This window comes from Porphyrobacter sp. YT40 (assembly GCF_006542605.1).
Taxonomy (GTDB): Bacteria; Pseudomonadota; Alphaproteobacteria; order Sphingomonadales; family Sphingomonadaceae; genus Erythrobacter.
On record NZ_CP041223.1, the window covers coordinates 40,256 to 58,260 of the forward strand.

At 59.3% G+C, this 18,005-nt stretch carries 12 protein-coding genes and 1 pseudogene; all 13 read left to right on the forward strand.

Going from position 1 to position 18,005, the window contains the following annotated elements:
- Positions 1–11 precede the first annotated feature (11 nt).
- The 13 genes and pseudogenes from E2E27_RS17915 (at position 12) to E2E27_RS17970 (ending at position 17,885) form a co-directional block, all read left to right on the forward strand.
- Positions 12–803, forward strand: a complete 792-nt coding sequence (locus E2E27_RS17915) for a cyclase family protein (RefSeq protein ID WP_011415055.1) — start codon at positions 12–14, stop codon at positions 801–803.
- A gap of 13 nt (positions 804–816) precedes the next feature.
- Positions 817–1,746 carry a 3,5-dioxohexanoate:acetyl-CoA acetone transferase gene (gene kce / locus E2E27_RS17920; protein WP_011415056.1) on the forward strand — a complete coding sequence of 310 codons (930 nt, stop codon included), beginning with the start codon at positions 817–819 and terminating at the stop codon, positions 1,744–1,746.
- A 609-nt stretch (positions 1,747–2,355) separates the two neighbouring features.
- Positions 2,356–4,899, forward strand: a complete 2,544-nt coding sequence (locus tag E2E27_RS17925; RefSeq protein WP_141462114.1) for a TonB-dependent receptor — start codon at positions 2,356–2,358, stop codon at positions 4,897–4,899.
- A gap of 85 nt (positions 4,900–4,984) precedes the next feature.
- Positions 4,985–5,128 (forward strand): hypothetical protein, encoded by a 144-nt coding sequence (locus tag E2E27_RS18870; protein ID WP_011415058.1) that lies wholly within the window; start codon positions 4,985–4,987, stop codon positions 5,126–5,128.
- Between the two features lies 1 nt (position 5,129).
- Entirely contained in the window at positions 5,130–6,554 is a 1,425-nt protein-coding gene (locus E2E27_RS17930; protein ID WP_067678632.1) for an aldehyde dehydrogenase family protein, read from the forward strand.
- Positions 6,555–6,630: 76 nt separating this feature from the next.
- Positions 6,631–8,265, forward strand: coding sequence for a GMC family oxidoreductase (locus tag E2E27_RS17935; protein ID WP_141462116.1), 1,635 nt, complete (start codon positions 6,631–6,633; stop codon positions 8,263–8,265).
- Positions 8,266–8,394: 129 nt separating this feature from the next.
- Positions 8,395–9,939, forward strand: coding sequence for a class I adenylate-forming enzyme family protein (locus tag E2E27_RS17940; protein ID WP_081095413.1), 1,545 nt, complete (start codon positions 8,395–8,397; stop codon positions 9,937–9,939).
- Between the two features lie 66 nt (positions 9,940–10,005).
- Positions 10,006–10,800 carry an enoyl-CoA hydratase/isomerase family protein gene (locus E2E27_RS17945; RefSeq protein ID WP_141462118.1) on the forward strand — a complete coding sequence of 265 codons (795 nt, stop codon included), beginning with the start codon at positions 10,006–10,008 and terminating at the stop codon, positions 10,798–10,800.
- A 43-nt stretch (positions 10,801–10,843) separates the two neighbouring features.
- Positions 10,844–12,082, forward strand: a complete 1,239-nt coding sequence (locus E2E27_RS17950; protein ID WP_066542498.1) for a thiolase family protein — start codon at positions 10,844–10,846, stop codon at positions 12,080–12,082.
- 37 nt (positions 12,083–12,119) lie between these two features.
- The gene (locus E2E27_RS17955) at positions 12,120–13,265 is read left to right on the forward strand and encodes an acyl-CoA dehydrogenase family protein (RefSeq protein ID WP_017499968.1); all 1,146 of its coding nucleotides are present in this window, start codon (positions 12,120–12,122) and stop codon (positions 13,263–13,265) included.
- Between the two features lie 105 nt (positions 13,266–13,370).
- Complete coding sequence (locus E2E27_RS17960) at positions 13,371–14,273, forward strand: SDR family oxidoreductase (RefSeq protein WP_011415065.1); 903 nt, start codon at positions 13,371–13,373, stop codon at positions 14,271–14,273.
- Between the two features lie 157 nt (positions 14,274–14,430).
- A pseudogene (locus E2E27_RS17965) lies at positions 14,431–15,601 on the forward strand (IS3 family transposase).
- Between the two features lie 136 nt (positions 15,602–15,737).
- Positions 15,738–17,885, forward strand: a complete 2,148-nt coding sequence (locus E2E27_RS17970; protein WP_234036306.1) for a TonB-dependent receptor — start codon at positions 15,738–15,740, stop codon at positions 17,883–17,885.
- Positions 17,886–18,005: the final 120 nt, after the last annotated feature.

The window sequence follows — 18,005 nt, forward strand, 5'->3', positions numbered from 1 at the left end:
AATATATTCTCATGATCACGATTCCCACCGCCGAGTCCATCATCGACATTTCGATGCCCATCGAGAATGATATCGTATCGGATCCGGCGGCCTTTCGTCCACGGGTCCGATATTTCGGGCACGATGATACACGAGAACAGATGCTGGCCTTCTTCCCCGGAATGACGGCCAGCGACCTGCCCGATGGCGAGGCCTGGGCGATCGAGCATGTCGAGCTGATCACGCACAACGGCACGCATCTCGACGCACCTTACCATTTTCATTCGACGATGGATGGGGGCAAGCGGGCGATCACGATCGACGAGGTTCCGCTCCACTGGTGCTGCCAACCAGGCGTCAAGCTCGATTTCCGGCATTTCCCCGATGGCTATGTGGTGACCGCCGAGGATGTTCGGGCTGAACTCGATCGGATCGGCGTCAAGCTCAGCCCGCTGACCATCGTGGTCATCAACACGCGGGCCGGTTCGGCCTACGGCACGGATGACTATGTCAACGCGGGGTGTGGAATGGGCCGCGAAGCCACGCTTCACCTGCTTGAGCGCGGTGTCCGGGTGACAGGGACCGATGCATGGTCATGGGACGCGCCGTTCACTTACACGGCGCAGAAATATGCCGAAACCGGGAATGCCGACCTGATCTGGGAGGGGCACAAAGCGGGTCGGGAAATCGGCTATTGCCATCTGGAGAAGCTGCATAATCTCGAAGCGCTTCCATCCTCCGGATTCACCGTGATGTGTTTCCCGACCAAGATCAAAGGCGCTTCGGCAGGCTGGACCCGCGCGGTCGCCGTCCTCGACGATTGAATGGAGTCTGGCCATGAGCAACAAGGTCATCATCAGCTGCGCGGTGACGGGATCGGCGCACACGCCGACGATGTCGGACGCGCTCCCGGTCACGCCCGAGGAGATCGCCGAGCAGTCGATCGCCGCCGCCGAAGCGGGCGCGGCGATCCTGCATCTCCATGCCCGCATCCCCGAGGACGGTAGGCCGACCGGCGATCCCGAGGTCTATGCCCGCTTCCTGCCCGTGATCCGGCAGCGCACCGACGCCGTCATCAACATCACGACGGGCGGTGCGGCCACCATGCCGGTCGCCGAGCGCCTCGCCGCCTCTGCGCGTTTCAAGCCCGAGCTTTGCTCGCTCAACATGGGCTCGCTCAATTTCGCCTTCTTCCCCGCCGCGAAGCGCATCGCCGACTGGAAATACGCGTGGGAGAAGGACTATGTCACCGGCTCCGACGACTATATCTTCCGCAACACCTTCCGCGATATCGAGACGATCCTCACGACGATGGCGGAGGCGGGTACCAAATTTGAGCATGAATGCTATGACGTCGGCCATCTCTACAATCTCGCCCATTTCGTCGATCGCGGCCTGGTGAAGCCACCCTTCTTCGTCCAGATGATCTTCGGCATATTGGGCGGCATCGGTGCCGATCTCGAAAATCTTCATTATATGAAGGAAACCGCCGATCGCCTCTTCGGACGCGGCAATTACCGCTGGTCGGTGCTCGCCGCGGGTAGGCACCAGATGCCCTTTCTGACGCAGGCGGCGTTGCTCGGCGGCTATGTCCGCGTCGGGCTCGAGGACAGCCTTTTCATCGAACGCGGCGTCCTTGCGGCTTCGAATGCCCAGCAGGTCGAGAAGATCAAGCGCATCCTCGCCGAAATGGGTCACGAACCCGCGAGCCCCGCCGAAGCGAGGGAAATCCTCGGTCTCAAGGGCAGTGACCGCGTCGCCTTCTGAGCCGTGCACAGGAAGCAAGCGAATGAGGGCTTCGGTCATCGACCGATTCGGCCGTCCAGACACGGCCCTTTGGCGTGCCTGAGAATCCGTATCGCCAGATGAATTCGTACCTCATCTTCATGATCCAACAACGGCACAATGCACAGCCCGTATACGCGGATGTCGACGGGGCTGCTTTCAAGGCGCGCTGTCGCCGCTCACGGCGACAGAGATGGTGCATTCACGGTCACCCGAATAGCTGATTTCCTTTGCTACTCGGCAAGGGAAAACCGTTGGCACCGCCGATTACACCGATACACCGTTTGGAAAAGCTGGATTGGAACGCCTCGCGCGCGCGCATCCGTCCCGCTGGGCGCGCTCAGCGTGACTATTCCAATGAAGTGTATGGGGTCATTTGCTCCGCCACGAGACGTCGCCGGTGCAGGCTCAACAATCCTCAATCAATGAGTGGAAGGAATAGTTCGCCAACAAATTGAATTGGACGATGAGCCCCAAGGCGCGGCAAATGGCGCCAAATCAAAAAATGCCGTGGGGAGGGCAGTCATGGTCACAGCCTTTAGGACAAATTTGCTTTGTGCCACCGCGCTATCGATCGCGTGTGCGCTTGCAGTGCCGGCACATGCCCAGGACGCTGCATCGCAGGGCGAAAAGCCCGAGGCGCAGGAAGGTGGCCTTGAGACAATCGTCGTCACGGCGCAGAAGCGCGAACAGAATTTGCAGGATGTTCCGGCCGCCGTTTCCGCCATAGGCGGCGAGACGCTGCGCACGCGCGGCATCACGGAGACCTCAGACTTGATGGGCGCGACCCCCAGCCTGCAAGTCACCACTCCCTATGGTCGCACCCAACCGAATTTCTCGCTGCGCGGGATTTCAGTGGCGAACGAATTTTCCGCCTCCACTGCGTCGCCGGTTGGCGTCTATGTCGATGAAGTCTATCAGAGCTTCCGGGCGAGCCATGGCCTGCAACTCTATGACATCGACCGGGTCGAGGTACTGCGCGGACCGCAAGGAACACTCTACGGTCGCAACACCACGGGTGGCGCGATCAGCTTCTTCACGCGCAAGCCGGATCTGGGAGAGGCCAATGGCTATCTGACCGCCGGCTATGCCAATTACGACACTTTCACGGTGCAGGGCGCCGCTGAAGCGACGCTGGTTCCCGACATCTTGGGCGTCCGCGTCGCCGGTACTTTTGCAAAAGGGGATGGTTGGCAGCGCAATGTACTGCCTGGGAATGAGCGCGACCTAGGGACCACCGATACGATCGGCGGTCGCATCTCGATCCGCTTCCGGCCCGATCCCGATCTCGACATCAATTTGAAGCTCTATGCCGCGAAGGACGATCCATGGGGCACCGCGCCCTATGCAGGTGGTCAACTCGCGGGCGGGCAGGATGCGCTCGGCTATTCGCGTTACGATCCGCAACCTTTCCTAGGCGGGCGGTTGCTGCGTGACAATGAGGTCGCAGTTGATCGGGTAGGTAAGAACATCAGCAAGTCGAAAGGGATAGCCCTCAACATCAAATGGGATGTCAGCGACCAATTCTCCGTCACCTCGATTACCGGCTACGACACCGGCGACTATATCAACAATCCTGATGATTGCGATGGCGGCCCAGCCGATCTCTGCTCGATCGGCCTCACGTCGACGAGCAAGAATTTCAACCAGGATCTGCGTTTCAGCTATTCGAACGACCGCCTCGATATCATTGCCGGCCTTTATTATGGCAGGGACAAGGTCAAGACGGTCAACTACCCGGACTTTTTCGGGGCGCTGAGGCCGCTGCTGCTTGGCGCCGGTCTTCCGGGCAGCTACAATAACGCCGCAATCGGAACGCCCGACGCGATCCGCTATATCCCAGCCTTTGCCGCCAATCCGGCGTTGGGGCCTGGCGATGCCGGATTCTGCGACGCGATCGAGATCAATCCCAACGGCTTCCTTGATGCACGCTCGCTGATTGCACTCCAGACCGACATCGCGATCAATAATACGGGCAATGGCGGCATGGGGGGTAGCTTTTCGGCGGGCTGCGCCGGGGCAGGCGCGCCTCCGTTCACCCCGATCCTCGGCGAACAGCGTTTTGACGTGTCGCGCCCCTCGAAGGCGATCTACGGCGACGTAACCTGGAAAACGACCGAGCGGCTGACCGTGGCGGTGGGTGCACGCTACACCCAGGATAAGGTCAATTACCTTAACGGCAGCACTTTCCTCTATGCGCTCGACGGTACGACGCCGGTTGTCAACCTGATCCCCTACAGCAATCCATACAACCCCAATCTCGCGCCGCTTGAGCAGCGCGAAAAGGCAAACAGGCTAACCGGCCGTATCAATGTCAGCTATGAGTTCGCCGATGATATCATGGGCTATCTCCAGTACAGTCGCGGTTACCGCAGCGGCAGCTTCAACGGGCTTGCCTATCAGGGCGTCAATCAAGTCTATTATATCCAGCCTGAAAAGGTGAATGCATATGAGGCGGGGCTCAAAACCCGGCTGTTCGATCGCCGCGTCCAACTTAACCTCGCGGGCTTCTACTACGAGTATTCGAATCACCAAGTAACGCAGGTGGTTGGCGCTACAACCTTCACGCGCAGCGCCAATGGTCGCCTGTTCGGTGGCGAGGCCGAACTCGCCTGGCAGGTGGCCGATACGTTGCGTTTCGATGCTTCGCTGGGCTATCTCAACAGCAAGTACAAAGGCAATGTGATCGATCCGGCAAACCCGGCAAGCCCGACATTGAACGTCAACGGCAATCCCTTCCCGAACGCGCCGGAGGTTACGTTCCAGGCCGGATTCGACTGGGATATGATCGATGACGGCACCAACAAGCTGACCTTGCGCGGTGATGCGTCCTACATGGGCAAGTACTATTTTGATCCGTTCAAGAATTATGGGCAGACACCGTGCGATACACCCCCAGCGGGATCGAACATAACGCTCGCGGGTAAGGCGATTACATGCGCAAATCCGGGCTACTGGCTCGCCAATGCGCGATTAACCTATGCGCACGACAATATGTCGGTTAGCTTGTGGGCGAAGAATCTGTTCGACAAATATTACTACACCTACGGCCTCAACCTGAACGTGTTCGGCTACGATTATCTGAACCGCGGCATGCCGCGCACTTATGGCGTCGAAGCGACAGTCAAGTTCTGATCGCTGCTGCGACGGGGGCGGCGGGCATCCTCTCCCGCCCGCTGCCCCCGATTTTTCGACCTGACTTTCAGACCGAGGAGCTTCCATGATGCGTTCCACCGGCAACGGTCCCTCATTCATCGGCACGGCGTACAGAATCGAGCGCGCTGCGATCACTGAGATCGGCGCAGCTGAAAGCACCGCCCAGGCGAGCAGCGCCGAGCGGCCGGCGCGCCTCCGGACGATTTAACGTGGATGCGTCTTGGAACAGAACTGAGCTGGAACGAATTTTCGCGACCCAACGCGAAGGGACGCGTGAGCAGGTTTCGCGCAGCTACGAAGAACGCATGGACCTGCTCGGGCGCCTTGGCCGGATATTTGAGCAGCACAGAGACGAATTGGTCGATGCCGTTGCCGCCGATTTCGGCATTCGATCCCGCTACGAGACTATCCTGCTCGACCTGATGCTTGGCATATCGGAAATTAAATTTGCGCGCCGCAATCTGAAGACGTGGCTGAGGCCGCGGCGGGTGAAGACTGACATCTTCGGCCTTCCCGGTTCATCGCGCCTGGTCCCCCAGCCCCTAGGTGTGGTGGGCGTTCTCGGCACGTGGAACTATCCGCTCGGCACCATATTCGTTGGCGCGGCCGGTGCATTGGCGGCCGGCAACCGCGTGATCGCAAAGCCGAGCGAAGTTTCCGCCAACGCCGCCGAAGCCAGCGAGCGGCTTGTGCGCCGGTATTTCGCCGAAGAGGAATTCGCGATTGTCCAGGGCGGGCCCGACATGGCACAGGCGATGACGGCCCTACCTTTCGACCATATTCTCTTCACCGGTTCACCCGCGGTTGGCCGCAAAGTCTATGAAGCGGCGGCTGCCAACCTTACACCTGTTACTCTGGAACTTGGCGGCAAATGCCCTGCCATCGTGGGCAAGGGTGCATCGCTTGCACAAGTCTGTGAAAGCTTAGTGTTCGGCAAGCTGCTCAACGCCGGCCAGACCTGCATCGCCGCTGACTATGCCTTCGTCCATGTCGATCAGATGGAAAGCTTCGTCGCCGCACTCCGCGCTCAGGTTGCCAAATGCTACCCCAACGCGGCAAGCAACCCCGATTTCACCAGTATCATCAATGACCGACAGTTCGCGCGGCTCCAAGGTTTGCTCGATGATGCCGAAGCCAAGGGCGCGACGGTGCTCAACCTCTCGGACAACGGCGATGGAACGCTTCCTGAACGGCATCGGATCGTGCCGTTGGCGGTTCTCGACGTTACCGATGACATGGCGATGATGCAGGAGGAGATTTTCGGACCGATCCTGCCGATCATGCCATATCGCTCCGAAGACGATCTCATTCGCTACGTAAACCGGCATGAGCGCCCGCTGGCGCTCTATTATTTTGGCGACGAAAGTGAGGAACGGCGCAAGATCATTTCCGAAACGCACGCTGGCGGCGTGACTCTCAACGGCACGGTCATGCACGTCTTCCAGCGCCGGCTGCCTTTCGGTGGCATCGGACAGAGCGGCATCGGTGCCTATACCGGCGTCGCCAGTTTCGAGCGCTTCACTCATTACAAGCCGGTGTTCTCTCAGCCGAAACTCAGCCTGCTTGGTCAACTTCTGCCACCCTATTCGAGCAAGACCGAAGGACTACTCAACATCTTCGAAAAGATCCTCTGACGTGGCTGCGGCGGTTGATGCTGGCATGTTGCATGACGCCGGGTCGCCAGCATGGGTCGAATGACAAGGGAAGCAAATGGCTGACTATGTAATTATTGGAGGTGGGTCGTCGGGCGGCGTTATCGCCAGCCGGTTGTCCGAGGACCCCGATGTCACCGTTTGCCTGCTCGAGGCAGGCGGCCCAGGCACCTCGCCGCTTGTGTCCACGCCCGGCGCTTTTGCGGCGCTGATCCAAGACTATCGGATCAATACGCTCAACTGGCGGTTCAACACCGACCCTTCAAAGGCGCTCAACGACCGCCGCCTCTACAATCCGCGCGGGAAGATGCTGGGTGGATCGAGCGGTATGAACGGGATGGTCTATATCCGCGGCGACCGGTCGGATTTCGACCACTGGGCCGAACTCGGCAACGACGGCTGGGGTTACAACGATGTCCTGTCCTATTTCCGCAAGGCTGAGAATAATGAGCGCGGTGAGGATGAGTTTCACGGCTCGTCGGGACCGCTTCACGTATCCAACGGCAAGCGCGAATTCGATGTCTATGATGCTTTCATCGAGGCGGCGACTGGACTGGACCATCAAGCCAATCCGGACTTCAATGGGGCCAGCCAGGAAGGTGTCGGCATCTATCAGTTTACCGTGAAGGACGGGAAGCGCGCCAGCGTGAAGGCGTGTTACCTTGATCCGGTGATGGGCAGGCGCGGCAACCTCCGCGTCGAAGTACATGCCCGCGTCCATCGTATCAGGTTTGAGGGCAACCGCGCGGTGGCAGTCGAGTATTCCCAGGACGGGCAGTTGAAGACGATCCCGTGCGAAAAGGAAGTCATTGTCAGCGGCGGCGCCTATAATTCGCCCCAACTGTTGATGCTTTCCGGTATCGGACCGCGTGATGAGTTGGAGAAGCATGGAATCGAAGTGATTCATGATATTCCCGGTGTCGGCCAGAATCTTCACGACCATCCTGACCTGATGCTGGTCTACCAGTCGAAGAAGCGGCTCGGGATCGCACTCAATGTCGTTGGCGCGATCAAGACCGTGCGAGACCTATTCCAGTATCTCACGCAAAGGAAAAGCTGGCTGGCATCGCCGCCCACGGCTGCAGGCGGTTTCTTGCGATCCGCGCCGGGGCAGAACCGGGCGGATTGCCAGGTCCATGTCGTGCCGCTCGCCTATCGCGACCATGCGCGCGACTACAAGCTGATGACGAAATGGGGCTATACGATCATTCTCAATATTGGGCGCCCAAAGAGCCGCGGCTGGGTTGCCTTACATGACTCAAACCCCGAATCCGATCCCAAGATAGACCTCAATCTCTTGAGTCATCCCGACGACCTCAAGACGTTGCGCAATGCCTTCCGTGTCGTGCAGGAGATCCTGCATTCGGATCGCATGAAGGCGATGATGAAACGGCCTCTCTATCCTGACCGCTACCTTGAAACTGATGAAGAGATCGACGCCTATATCCGGGCAGAAGCCAATCATGCTTATCATCCGGTGGGAACATGCAAGATGGGCACCGACGAGATGGCGGTGGTCGACAACCGCCTGCGCGTTCACGGCCTCGCAAATATCCGCGTGGCCGATGCCTCGATCATGCCATCAATCGTCAACGGCAACACCAATGCAACCTGCATCATGATCGGCGAGAAAGCCGCCGACATGATCCGGCACGATAATATGAGCAGCAAGAATAGCATCGCAGAATATTGAATTGGACGATTGGATCAATGCTGCAGACACAGATGCTTACGAAAAGAAGTCCGGAGAGGCCTATCGCATGTCAGTTTATTATGTGTCGACTGCGCCATTGTGGGCGAGCGCCTTAGAGGAGCGCGGCTGATGGACGTCCGTACGCAAATACGTCGCGCCGCACGTTATTTCGCCCAGCAAGAGGCTCTCGTTCACGGCCACAGGCGGTTGACTTTCTCGGAAGCCTGGTTGCGCGGCGTGAAGCTCGCAAATGCTCTTGCGGAGTGCGGCCTTCAACCGGGTGACCGGATTGCTACGCTGGAGAAGAACTCCATCGAGGCCGCCGACATCATACTGGCGGCTGCCATTGGAAACTATACGCGTGTTCCTCTCTATGCGCGCAACCGATGTGAAGCGCACGCCCATATGATCGCGAGTACCGGATCTCGGTTGGCGCTGGTCGATGAGGCATTGGCTTCGGAGTTGGCGGGGCTGGATGCCCAAGCTCCGACGCTTGAGCGGATCATTATCCGCGATCACAACTATGAGAATTGGTTGGCGACAGCCTCGGACCGGGATCCCGATCCCGTCGTCGCGCCGGAGGACTATTGTGTCATCCGCCACACCGGCGGCACGACGGGCAAACCCAAGGGCGTTGCCTATCGGCACCGTTCATGGATGACGATCTCCGCCGCATTTTTGAGCATCGGCCCCCAAGTGGCTCCAGGGGATGCCATTCTGCATGTCGGCCCGTTGTCCCATGCATCGGGCTTCCTGTTCGTGCCGGCCTGGTATTGCGGCGCCCGCAACGTGATGATGGACGGCTTCGATCCAGCGTCCTTTCTTGACACTCTCGAGCAGGAACGGATCAGCCATGCCTTTGTAGCCCCCACCATGCTCAATGCCATAGTGCATCACGACGGGGCATATGGCCGCCACTTTCCGAATTTGAAGTTTCTGCTGAGTGCTTCAGCGCCGATCTCCGAGCCGACGCTTCGCAAGTCGTGCCAGATATTCGGGAATCATGTTCTTCATTCGGCCTATGGACAGACCGAAATCCTGCCCATCGCGTCTATGGGGCCCAACGAGTGGTTCGGCGAATTTGAAGGTTCTGCCCCAATTCGGGCGGTCGGACGTCCCATGAGTGGCGCCGATATCGAAATCCGTAACGAGGACGGAAAGGTGCTGGGACCAAACGAGCCCGGCGAGATCGTCGCACGGTTCGAAAATGGCCAGATGGAGGAATTCTGGAACGATCCGGAGGAAACCGCCCGGCGCATGGAAGATGGCTGGGTCAAAACCGGCGATGTCGGCATGATCGACACAAACGGATTTTTGTATCTGCTCGATCGCAACAACGACATGATCGTGTCAGGCGGCTTCAATATCTATCCCACCGAAATCGAAAACGTAATTGCCGACCATCCCGGTGTACTCGAGGTCGCGGTCTTTGGCGTGCCCCATGAAAAATGGGGTGAAACGCCGCTTGCAATGGTGCGTGTCAAGCCCGGAGCACAAATCACGGAGACCGAGATAATAGATTTGGTGCGCCAGCGTCTGGGCTCCGCAAAAAAGCCAAGCAAGGTCGTTTTTACCGCCGAGCCACTGCCGTTGAGCAATGTCGGAAAGGTGCTTCGTTCAAAGCTTCGAGAGCCCTATTGGGCGGGCCAGGACCGGCGCATTTCGGGGGCATGACCGACGCAGCCATCCTAGCCACATCCTCTATTCCGGTGACCGCCTGCCGGCGCGCGGGAGACTGCAATGGACTATGAATACATCCTGGTTGAGCAACGCGGCCCAGCGCTTTGGGTGACCCTCAACCGGCCGGCAGCGTTGAACAGTCTGTCGTTGGCTTTGGCCGAGGAACTCGCCGCAGCGATCGAGGCAGCGGAAGCAGATGCGACGGTGCGCGCTTGCATTCTTACCGGCGCCGGACGGGCGTTTTGCGCTGGCGCGGATCTGCTCGCAATTGGCGATGGAACAGGCGGACAAACTCTCGCCGAACGCTTAAATCTGTTTCTGCCGCCGCTCGGTCAGGCTTTTAACAGGATCGAGACGTCGCGCCTTCCGATAATTGCGGCGGTCAACGGCCTTACGCTCGCCGGCGGCTTGGAACTGGTGTTGTGCTGTGATCTCGTCATTGCCGCGCACCCGGCCAGATTTGGCGACGCCCATGCAAATTACGGCCTGTTGCCCGGCGGTGGAGGGTCGGTTCGACTCCCTAGGAAGATCGGCGAAGCGCGTGCGAAACATCTGATGATGACCGGCGGGACCATCTCGGCTGCCGAGATGAAGGAAGCCGGACTCGTGACCCAACTGGTTGCTCCCGAGGATCTCATTGCGGCAGCGCAAGCGCTGGTAGAATCTCTTGCAGAAAAGAGCCGGCCAGGGCTCGCCTACATGAAGCAGCTAGTCCGCGCTGCGCAGGATAGCTCGCTCGAAGTCGGGCTGCGTCAGGAACTCGAAGCCATGGCTGCTTACGCCTTGTCCAACGACATTGTCGAAGGACTGGCGGCATTCCGGGAGAAGCGGAAGCCCGATTTTTCCGACCGGTGAGACCTGATCGGATGCGGAACACATTGGAAGAATGGATCAACGAATGACCGACATATTCGTCATGGGGGTTGGGATGACCCCGTTCGGAAAACAGTTCGACAAGAGCCTGAAAATGCTCTGCGCCGAAGCTTCGTCGCAGGCCTTTTCCGACGCAGGATGCACCGCCGGCGATGTCGAAGCCATCTTCTTCGGCAATTGCGTCCAGGGGCATATGGAGGGCCAGGACATGATCCGCGGCGAAATCGTGGCGCGAGCGATGGGCATCTCAAGCGTTCCCGTGGTGAATGTCGAAAACGCATGTGCGACGGCTTCCACGGCCTTGCACATGGCCGCCGCCTATGTTCGATCGGGGGCAGCGGATGTCGTACTCGCGCTCGGCGCGGAGAAGATGTACTCGCCCGACAAGGCGCTCATGTTCAGTGCATTCGATGGCGCTTGGGACGTGCATGAAACCGAGTCGGGCCGCGCGCAGCTGCTGGCCATGGGCAATGGCGTCGATGTTCCGGAAGGAACGACATCGAGTCAGCCTTACAGCGTTTTCATGGATGTATACGCCGCGATGGCACGCGCGCACATGAAGACCTACGGCTCGACGCAAGCGCAAATCGCGGCCGTCTCGGCGAAAAATCACATGCATTCGACGCGCAATCTGCTTGCCCAGTATCGCCTCCCATATACCGTCGAAAGTGTACTCGCTGCGCCTCCGATCGTTTACCCGTTCACACTGCCGATGTGCTCCCCGATCAGCGACGGCGCCGCCGCTGCGATCATCTGCAGCGAAGCCGGTCGGCGCAAACTGTCGGCAGCCCCGGACAGGGCGCTAAGAATCCTGGCGTCTGTGCTGCAAACCGGCGCCGCGCGCGATCCCTTTGATTATGACCACCATGTCAGCCGCCTTGCGGCGAACCGGGCCTATGCGATGGCCGGCGTGGGGCCAGAAGATATTGGCGTCGCGGAGGTGCATGACGCCACGGCGGTTGGCGAGATCATTGAAATCGAGGCGCTCGGCCTGACGCCGCCTGGCGAGGGCGGACTCGCGGCAGAGCGCGGTGAGACGGCGCTGGGTGGGCGTATTCCGGTAAACACGTCGGGCGGGCTTGAATGCAAGGGACATCCGATCGGCGCCACCGGGCTCGGCCAAATCTACGAGCTTGCGCTGCAATTGCGCGGCGAGGCGGAAGATCGACAGGTTCCGAATGCCCGGTTCGCGATCGCGCAGAACGGCGGAGGTTTCATCGGGGTGGAAGAGGCGGTGGTCGCCGTCACGATCCTGGGCCGGTAGTTGTCAGAGCGCGCCTAGGGAAACACGGGGTCACGATATGAACTTTGAGCTGTCCGATGAACAACGCATGGCGGTGGAAACCGTCCGCCGCTTTCTCGACAACAAGCTTGAGCCGGAAATCCGCCGGCATGGGGAGCGATTCATCCCCAAACCGCTCATGAAGGAATGGACTCAAGCACTGACCGGCTATGGCCATATTACCGCACCGCATCAGGAGCAATGGGGCGGGCTTGATATGGGATGGCTCACTCATCTGCTCATTTTCGAGGAGATCGCCTATTCCTCGCTCGATGTGGCCATACCCGGCTTCATCAACGCGGTTGGCGCAGAACTCATCCGCCGCTTCGCCCCGGAGACGATCAAGCAACGCTATCTTGCCGACCTCGTCGCGGCCGAGAAGTTCGTTTCGCTCGGCATCTCGGAGCCCGATGTCGGCTCGGACGTCGCCGCCATCAAGACACGCGCCGTACGAGACGGCGATTTCTGGGTCATCAATGGCGAAAAGACCTGGATCACCAACGGAGCCTACTCGGACATCTTCATCTGTACGTGCAAGACTGGCGAAAATGAAGTCACTCACATCCTGGTCGATCGTGACGAGAGTGAGTATGAGGTGCGCGATATCCAGAAGATGGCGCTCAACGGCCAATCGACTGCACAGATATTCCTGTCCGATTGCCGCGTACCGGTGGCAAACACGATCGGCCGGGTCGGCGATGGATTGCGCAATACGTTGCAAGTGTTCGAGATTGCCCGCTGCCATATGGCGATGTGGAGTATCGGCATCGCACGGCGAGCAATGGATGAGGCGATCGCGTACGCTCGCGATCGCGCGCAGCATGGCAAGAAGATCGCCGGCCATCAGCTGATCGCCGACAAGATCGCCATCATGGCGACCAAGATCGACGCAGCCCGTCTGTTGACGCACCGGGCAATATCCCTCGTCCAGGCGGGCACGCGCGCAGAGACGGAATGCTCGATGGCCAAGTGGTACGCCACCGAAATGGCGATCGAAGCGACGCGCGATGCGCTTCAGATCCATGGCGGCAACGGCGTCACCCGCGAATTCATCGTTGAGCGGCTGGTGCGTGAGGCGATCATTTGCCCCATCCCCGATGGCACGACGGAGATTCAAAAGCTTGTTGTTTCGCGCGCCCTGACCGGCATTCAAGCCTTTCGGTAAGGCTCAGACGAAAACGACAGCGTCGACGGAAATGGAGCCGCGTGCCTGACTCGCACAGGATCAAATGCGCAGATGCGTCGCTCAGGTAAAAGAGGCAGACAAGCGATGGACGAAGAGCTTCGTTTCGATGGCAGGGTAGTGGTTGTGACCGGAGCCGGAGGCGGACTTGGGCGCCAGTACGCGCTGATGTTTGGCGGGCGCGGAGCCAAGGTGGTGGTGAATGATCTGGGTGGCGACGAGAAAGGGAGCGGCAGCTGCTCCACAGCCGCTGACAATGTGGTCGACGAAATTCGAGCCACGGGCGGTCAGGCGGTGGCAAATTATGCGTCGGTCGAGGAGGGCGCGCTGATCATCCAAGCCGCGGTTGACAACTTCGGAACCGTTGACGTCGTCATCAACAATGCCGGCATCCTGCGCGATGTGAGCTTCCACAAAATGACCGACGAAGACTGGACACTGCTTCAGCGGGTCCATCTGAATGGGACGCGGGCAGTGACGCAGGCAGCATGGCCGATACTGCGCGACAAGGGCTATGGCCGCATCGTCATGACCACGTCTGCAGCCGCAATCTACGGCAACTTCGGTCAGGCCAACTATGCCGCAGCCAAGCTCGGAATATTGGGGCTTGCGAACGCGCTGGCGGAGGAGGGGCGGTCCAGAAACATCCAGGTTAATACGATCGCCCCAATCGCCGCATCGCGTATGACCGCGACTGCCTTTCCACAAGAGTTTCTCGCCAATCTCAGAGCGGAAGCGATCAGTCCATTGGTCGGTTGGCTTGCGCACGAGAATTGCAGCGAAACCAAAGGGCTTTTTGAAGTTGGAGCCGGCTATATCGCCAAGCTTAGGTGGGAGCGCGCGCTTGGGCACGCCTTCGGAGCGGACAGGGCGTTCACGCTCGATGATGTCGCCCGGCACTGGGGTAGAATTGTCGACTTCACGGATGCCGAGCACCCGCTCGGGCTGAATGACAGCCTTGAGGCGGTAGAACGGGCGCTGAGAGCGTAATCAACCCGATGAATTACCATGATATTTTTGAGCGGCCGTCGGGCTGCCGATGGCGTCGTGCTGCCGCCAGATATCGATGAGCAGCAGGAAGTGGTCTGAGCCCCTAGATTTCCTCCAGTGATAAGTAGAGTCCGGCCCTGACAAGGAGACGGACGAGATGAAGGGGAGCAGGTTCAGCGAGGAGCAGATCATCGCTGTTTTGAAGGAGCAGGAAGCGGGGATGCCGACGGTGGACGTGTGCCGCCGTCACGGGATCAGCTCGGCGACGTTCTACAAGTGGAAGTCGAGGTATGGCGGGCTTGAGGTGTCCGATGCCCGACGTTTGCGCCAGCTGGAGCAGGAGAACGAACGGCTGAAGAAGCTGCTGGCGGATTCGATGCTCGACAACGCCATGCTCAAGGAGATCAGCGCAAAAAAATTCTAGCGCCCGGTGCCAGGCGGCAGGCGGTGGCTCATCTCCAGGAGGTCTTCGAGGTGAGCCAACGCCGGGCCTGCGCGGTGCTGGGCGCTGACCGGACCATGGTGCGCTACATCAGTCGGCGGCCTGACGATGCCACGGCGCGCGAGCGTATTCGCGAGCTGGCCAGCCAGCGACGCCGGTTCGGCTATCGGCGACTGCACTGGCTGCTGTGCCGGGAAGGATGGACCATGAACCACAAGAAGTTCCGGCGGCTGTATCGAGATGAACGGCTGCAGGTGCGCCGTCGTGGTGGTCGCAAGCGGGCCTTGGGCACACGGGCGCCGATGACGATCCTCAGGGAGTGAACCAGCGCTGGAGCCTCGACTTCGTGTCCGATGCCTTCGCCTGCGGGCGCAGGTTCCGGATCTTCGCTGTGGTCGATGACTACAGCCGCGAGTGCGTGCGTCTGATCGCCGATACGTCGATCTCCGGCGCGCGGGTCGGGCGTGAGCTCGATGCAGCCGTGTTCGAGCGCATGGCAAGGCCCCATACGATCGTCAGCGACAACGGGACCGAACTGACCAGCATGGCGATCCTGCGCTGGTCGAAGGAGCGCAATGTCGAGTGGCACTACATCGCGCCGGGCAAGCCTTATCAGAACGGGTTCATCGAGAGCTTCAATGCCCGGCTCAGGGACGAGTTCTTGAACGAGACGATCTTCACCAGCCTTGCTCATGCCCGCCAGGAGCTGGAGGCCTGGCGGCACGACTACAACCACTTCCGGCCGCACTCGAGCCTCGGGAACCGAACCCCGGCCGAGATGGCGACGGGATCAATCGGCAAACCGTATTGGGGGCATGCCCCCAATACGGTTGTTGCCATCACGCCCAGCGACGGGCATCAAAACGGCCCAAGGCTCTACTCGTAGATGGTAGAAACTTCGGGCTCAGACCAGAATAGTTCTGCAGCGAATTGAATTGGACGACGGCCCTCAAATGCCGCCAAACGGCATGAACTACACAATATCTCCTGGGAAGAGAGGATCAGCCATGAGAGGATGTCTATTGGCGTCTGCCGCGTTGTTGTGCTCGGGAACAGCATTTGCCCAGGAAGCAACGCCCCAGGCGAACGACCAAACCGGGAGCGCCACGGAAGCGCTGGCTGAGGACATTGTCGTTACCGCCACCAAAAAGGGCTATGGCGAAAGCGTGCAGAAAGTACCGATGGCGGTCACGGCTTTTGGTGAAGCGCAGTTGGATGCCAAGTTCGTCCAGAATCTTCAAAGTCTGAGCTACGACGTTCCCAACGTCCAGCTCGAGGATGTGGGTACGGCACCGGGCTATGCCAATTTCACTATCCGGGGCCTCGGCATCAACAGCACGATCCCATCGATCGACCCCACCGTAGGCGTTTTCACTGACGGTATTTACCTCGGCATCAACGCTGGTGTCGTGCTGGACAACTTCGACCTTGAGGGGATCGAAGTTCTGCGTGGACCGCAAGGCTTGCTTTTCGGTCGCAACGTTACCGGCGGTGCCGTGGTTGTGCGGACCACACGGCCCAGCTTCGATTTTGGAGCCAAAGCCAAGCTATCCATTGAAACGGGACTGAAGAAGACCGTAAGCGGCACGGTTACCGGACCTATCGTCGATGACGTTTTGGCTGCCAAATTGGCCGTCTACTACAGCGACGACAATGGCTGGTTTCGCAACCGCTTCGACAATCGCAGCTTCGGTAAATCACATGACCTTATCATTCGCCCGGCACTTTCGCTCAAGGGTGGCGACCGCTTCCGAATGGATCTCCGCTATGAGCATGGCGATGTCGAAAGCGATGGAGCCCCTGTCCAGAGTCACGCGCTGTTTCCCCGCGACAGCTTCAGGTTTTCGATCAATTTCCCAGGTTTCTATGATGCCAAATGGGACCAGGCGATCGTGGAAACCAACATCGATGTCGGTCTGGGCGGAGGCGTCTTCACCAACATCGCTGGCTATCGGAAATTCCGATCCTCCGCGGGCGCTGATATCGATGGAACACCACAGTCCTTCTTTCATGCCTTTTTCGAAATCGACCAGGATCAGCTCAGCGACGAACTTCGTTATGCCGGAAGGTTCGGTGACGTCGAATTGACAACCGGTCTATACTATTTTTCCCAGGATCTTCGTTACGCCGAGCTGCGGAATCTTTTGGGCGGTGCTCGGATCGTTTCCGGTGGGGGTACGCAAGACCAGACAACATGGGGCATTTTTGCTTCGACCGACTGGCATTTCACCGATACGCTGACCTTGAATCTCGGCGCGCGGTATAGCTGGGAACGCAAAGCCGTTCGGGTCTCGGCCTTGCGCGCAAATGGTTGCAATCTAGACACGCTGATCTGTGCAACCAATTTCGCCGACGCGGCAAAATGGCGAGGGTTTACGCCGAAAATCGGCCTTCAGTGGAAGCCGGATGACGACACGCAGATTTATGGCCTTTACACGCGCGGGTTCCGCAGCGGCGGATATAATTTGCGCAACACCGATCCCGCTGTGCCGCCGGGGCCATTCAATCAAGAGACCCAGGACAGTTTCGAACTCGGCGCCAAGAAGCAATTCGGGCGCCACCGGATCAACCTGGCGGCCTTCTACAATCGCATGAAGGACCTGCAGCGCGAGATCAACCTGCCCGGACCGCTTGGCGTCAGCCAGGTCATACGGAACACCGCCGACGCCACAATCAAAGGCGTCGAGGCCGAGGGGCAGTTTTTTCTTTTGTCCAACCTCGTGATTTCGGGTCAGCTCGGCTACGTGAATGGCCAGTATCGCAACGTCCAGTTCGACCTCAGCGGTGATGGCGTCATCAACGATGTGGATCGTGCGCTCAAATTGCCAAGGCTGTCGCCATGGACCTATGGCGTGGGGCTGACTTATGATCAGCAGCTTGGCGAATTGGGGACAGCAACGGCGCGTGTCAGCTTCACGCATCGCGACAAGGCGGCATTCACCGACAACAACGTCGGCTTCCTTCAGGGCGCCGATATGCTCGATGCGAGCCTCACATTGGCGACCGACAACAAGCACTGGCGCTTCTCCATCTATGGCCGAAACCTCCTGAATGAGGTGACGATTGGCGGCGATACACCTTTGCCGGCGGCCTTCGGGGGCACGGGTGCAAGCCTTTCACCGCTAAACAGGGGGCGCGTCATCGGCGGAGAAGTGGCGATTAGCTTCTAGGCCATTTTCGAGGCGAGTGGAATCACCCGCCAACTCGGAAAATGCCCAAGATCAATTTGCTAGAGCATTTCCTGCCGGAAAGCCGGTTCCCACTTCTGCGCGAAATGCTCTAGCTGATCG

What these genes read in the sequence shown, in the direction of transcription:
- E2E27_RS17915 (WP_011415055.1), top strand. Translation starts at nt 12, where the DNA reads ATGATCACGATTCCCACCGCCGAGTCCATCATCGACATTTCGATGCCC.
- kce (WP_011415056.1), top strand. Translation starts at nt 817, where the DNA reads ATGAGCAACAAGGTCATCATCAGCTGCGCGGTGACGGGATCGGCGCAC.
- E2E27_RS18870 (WP_011415058.1), top strand. Translation starts at nt 4,985, where the DNA reads ATGATGCGTTCCACCGGCAACGGTCCCTCATTCATCGGCACGGCGTAC.
- E2E27_RS17935 (WP_141462116.1), top strand. Translation starts at nt 6,631, where the DNA reads ATGGCTGACTATGTAATTATTGGAGGTGGGTCGTCGGGCGGCGTTATC.
- E2E27_RS17940 (WP_081095413.1), top strand. Translation starts at nt 8,395, where the DNA reads ATGGACGTCCGTACGCAAATACGTCGCGCCGCACGTTATTTCGCCCAG.
- E2E27_RS17945 (WP_141462118.1), top strand. Translation starts at nt 10,006, where the DNA reads ATGGACTATGAATACATCCTGGTTGAGCAACGCGGCCCAGCGCTTTGG.
- E2E27_RS17950 (WP_066542498.1), top strand. Translation starts at nt 10,844, where the DNA reads ATGACCGACATATTCGTCATGGGGGTTGGGATGACCCCGTTCGGAAAA.
- E2E27_RS17955 (WP_017499968.1), top strand. Translation starts at nt 12,120, where the DNA reads ATGAACTTTGAGCTGTCCGATGAACAACGCATGGCGGTGGAAACCGTC.
- E2E27_RS17960 (WP_011415065.1), top strand. Translation starts at nt 13,371, where the DNA reads ATGGACGAAGAGCTTCGTTTCGATGGCAGGGTAGTGGTTGTGACCGGA.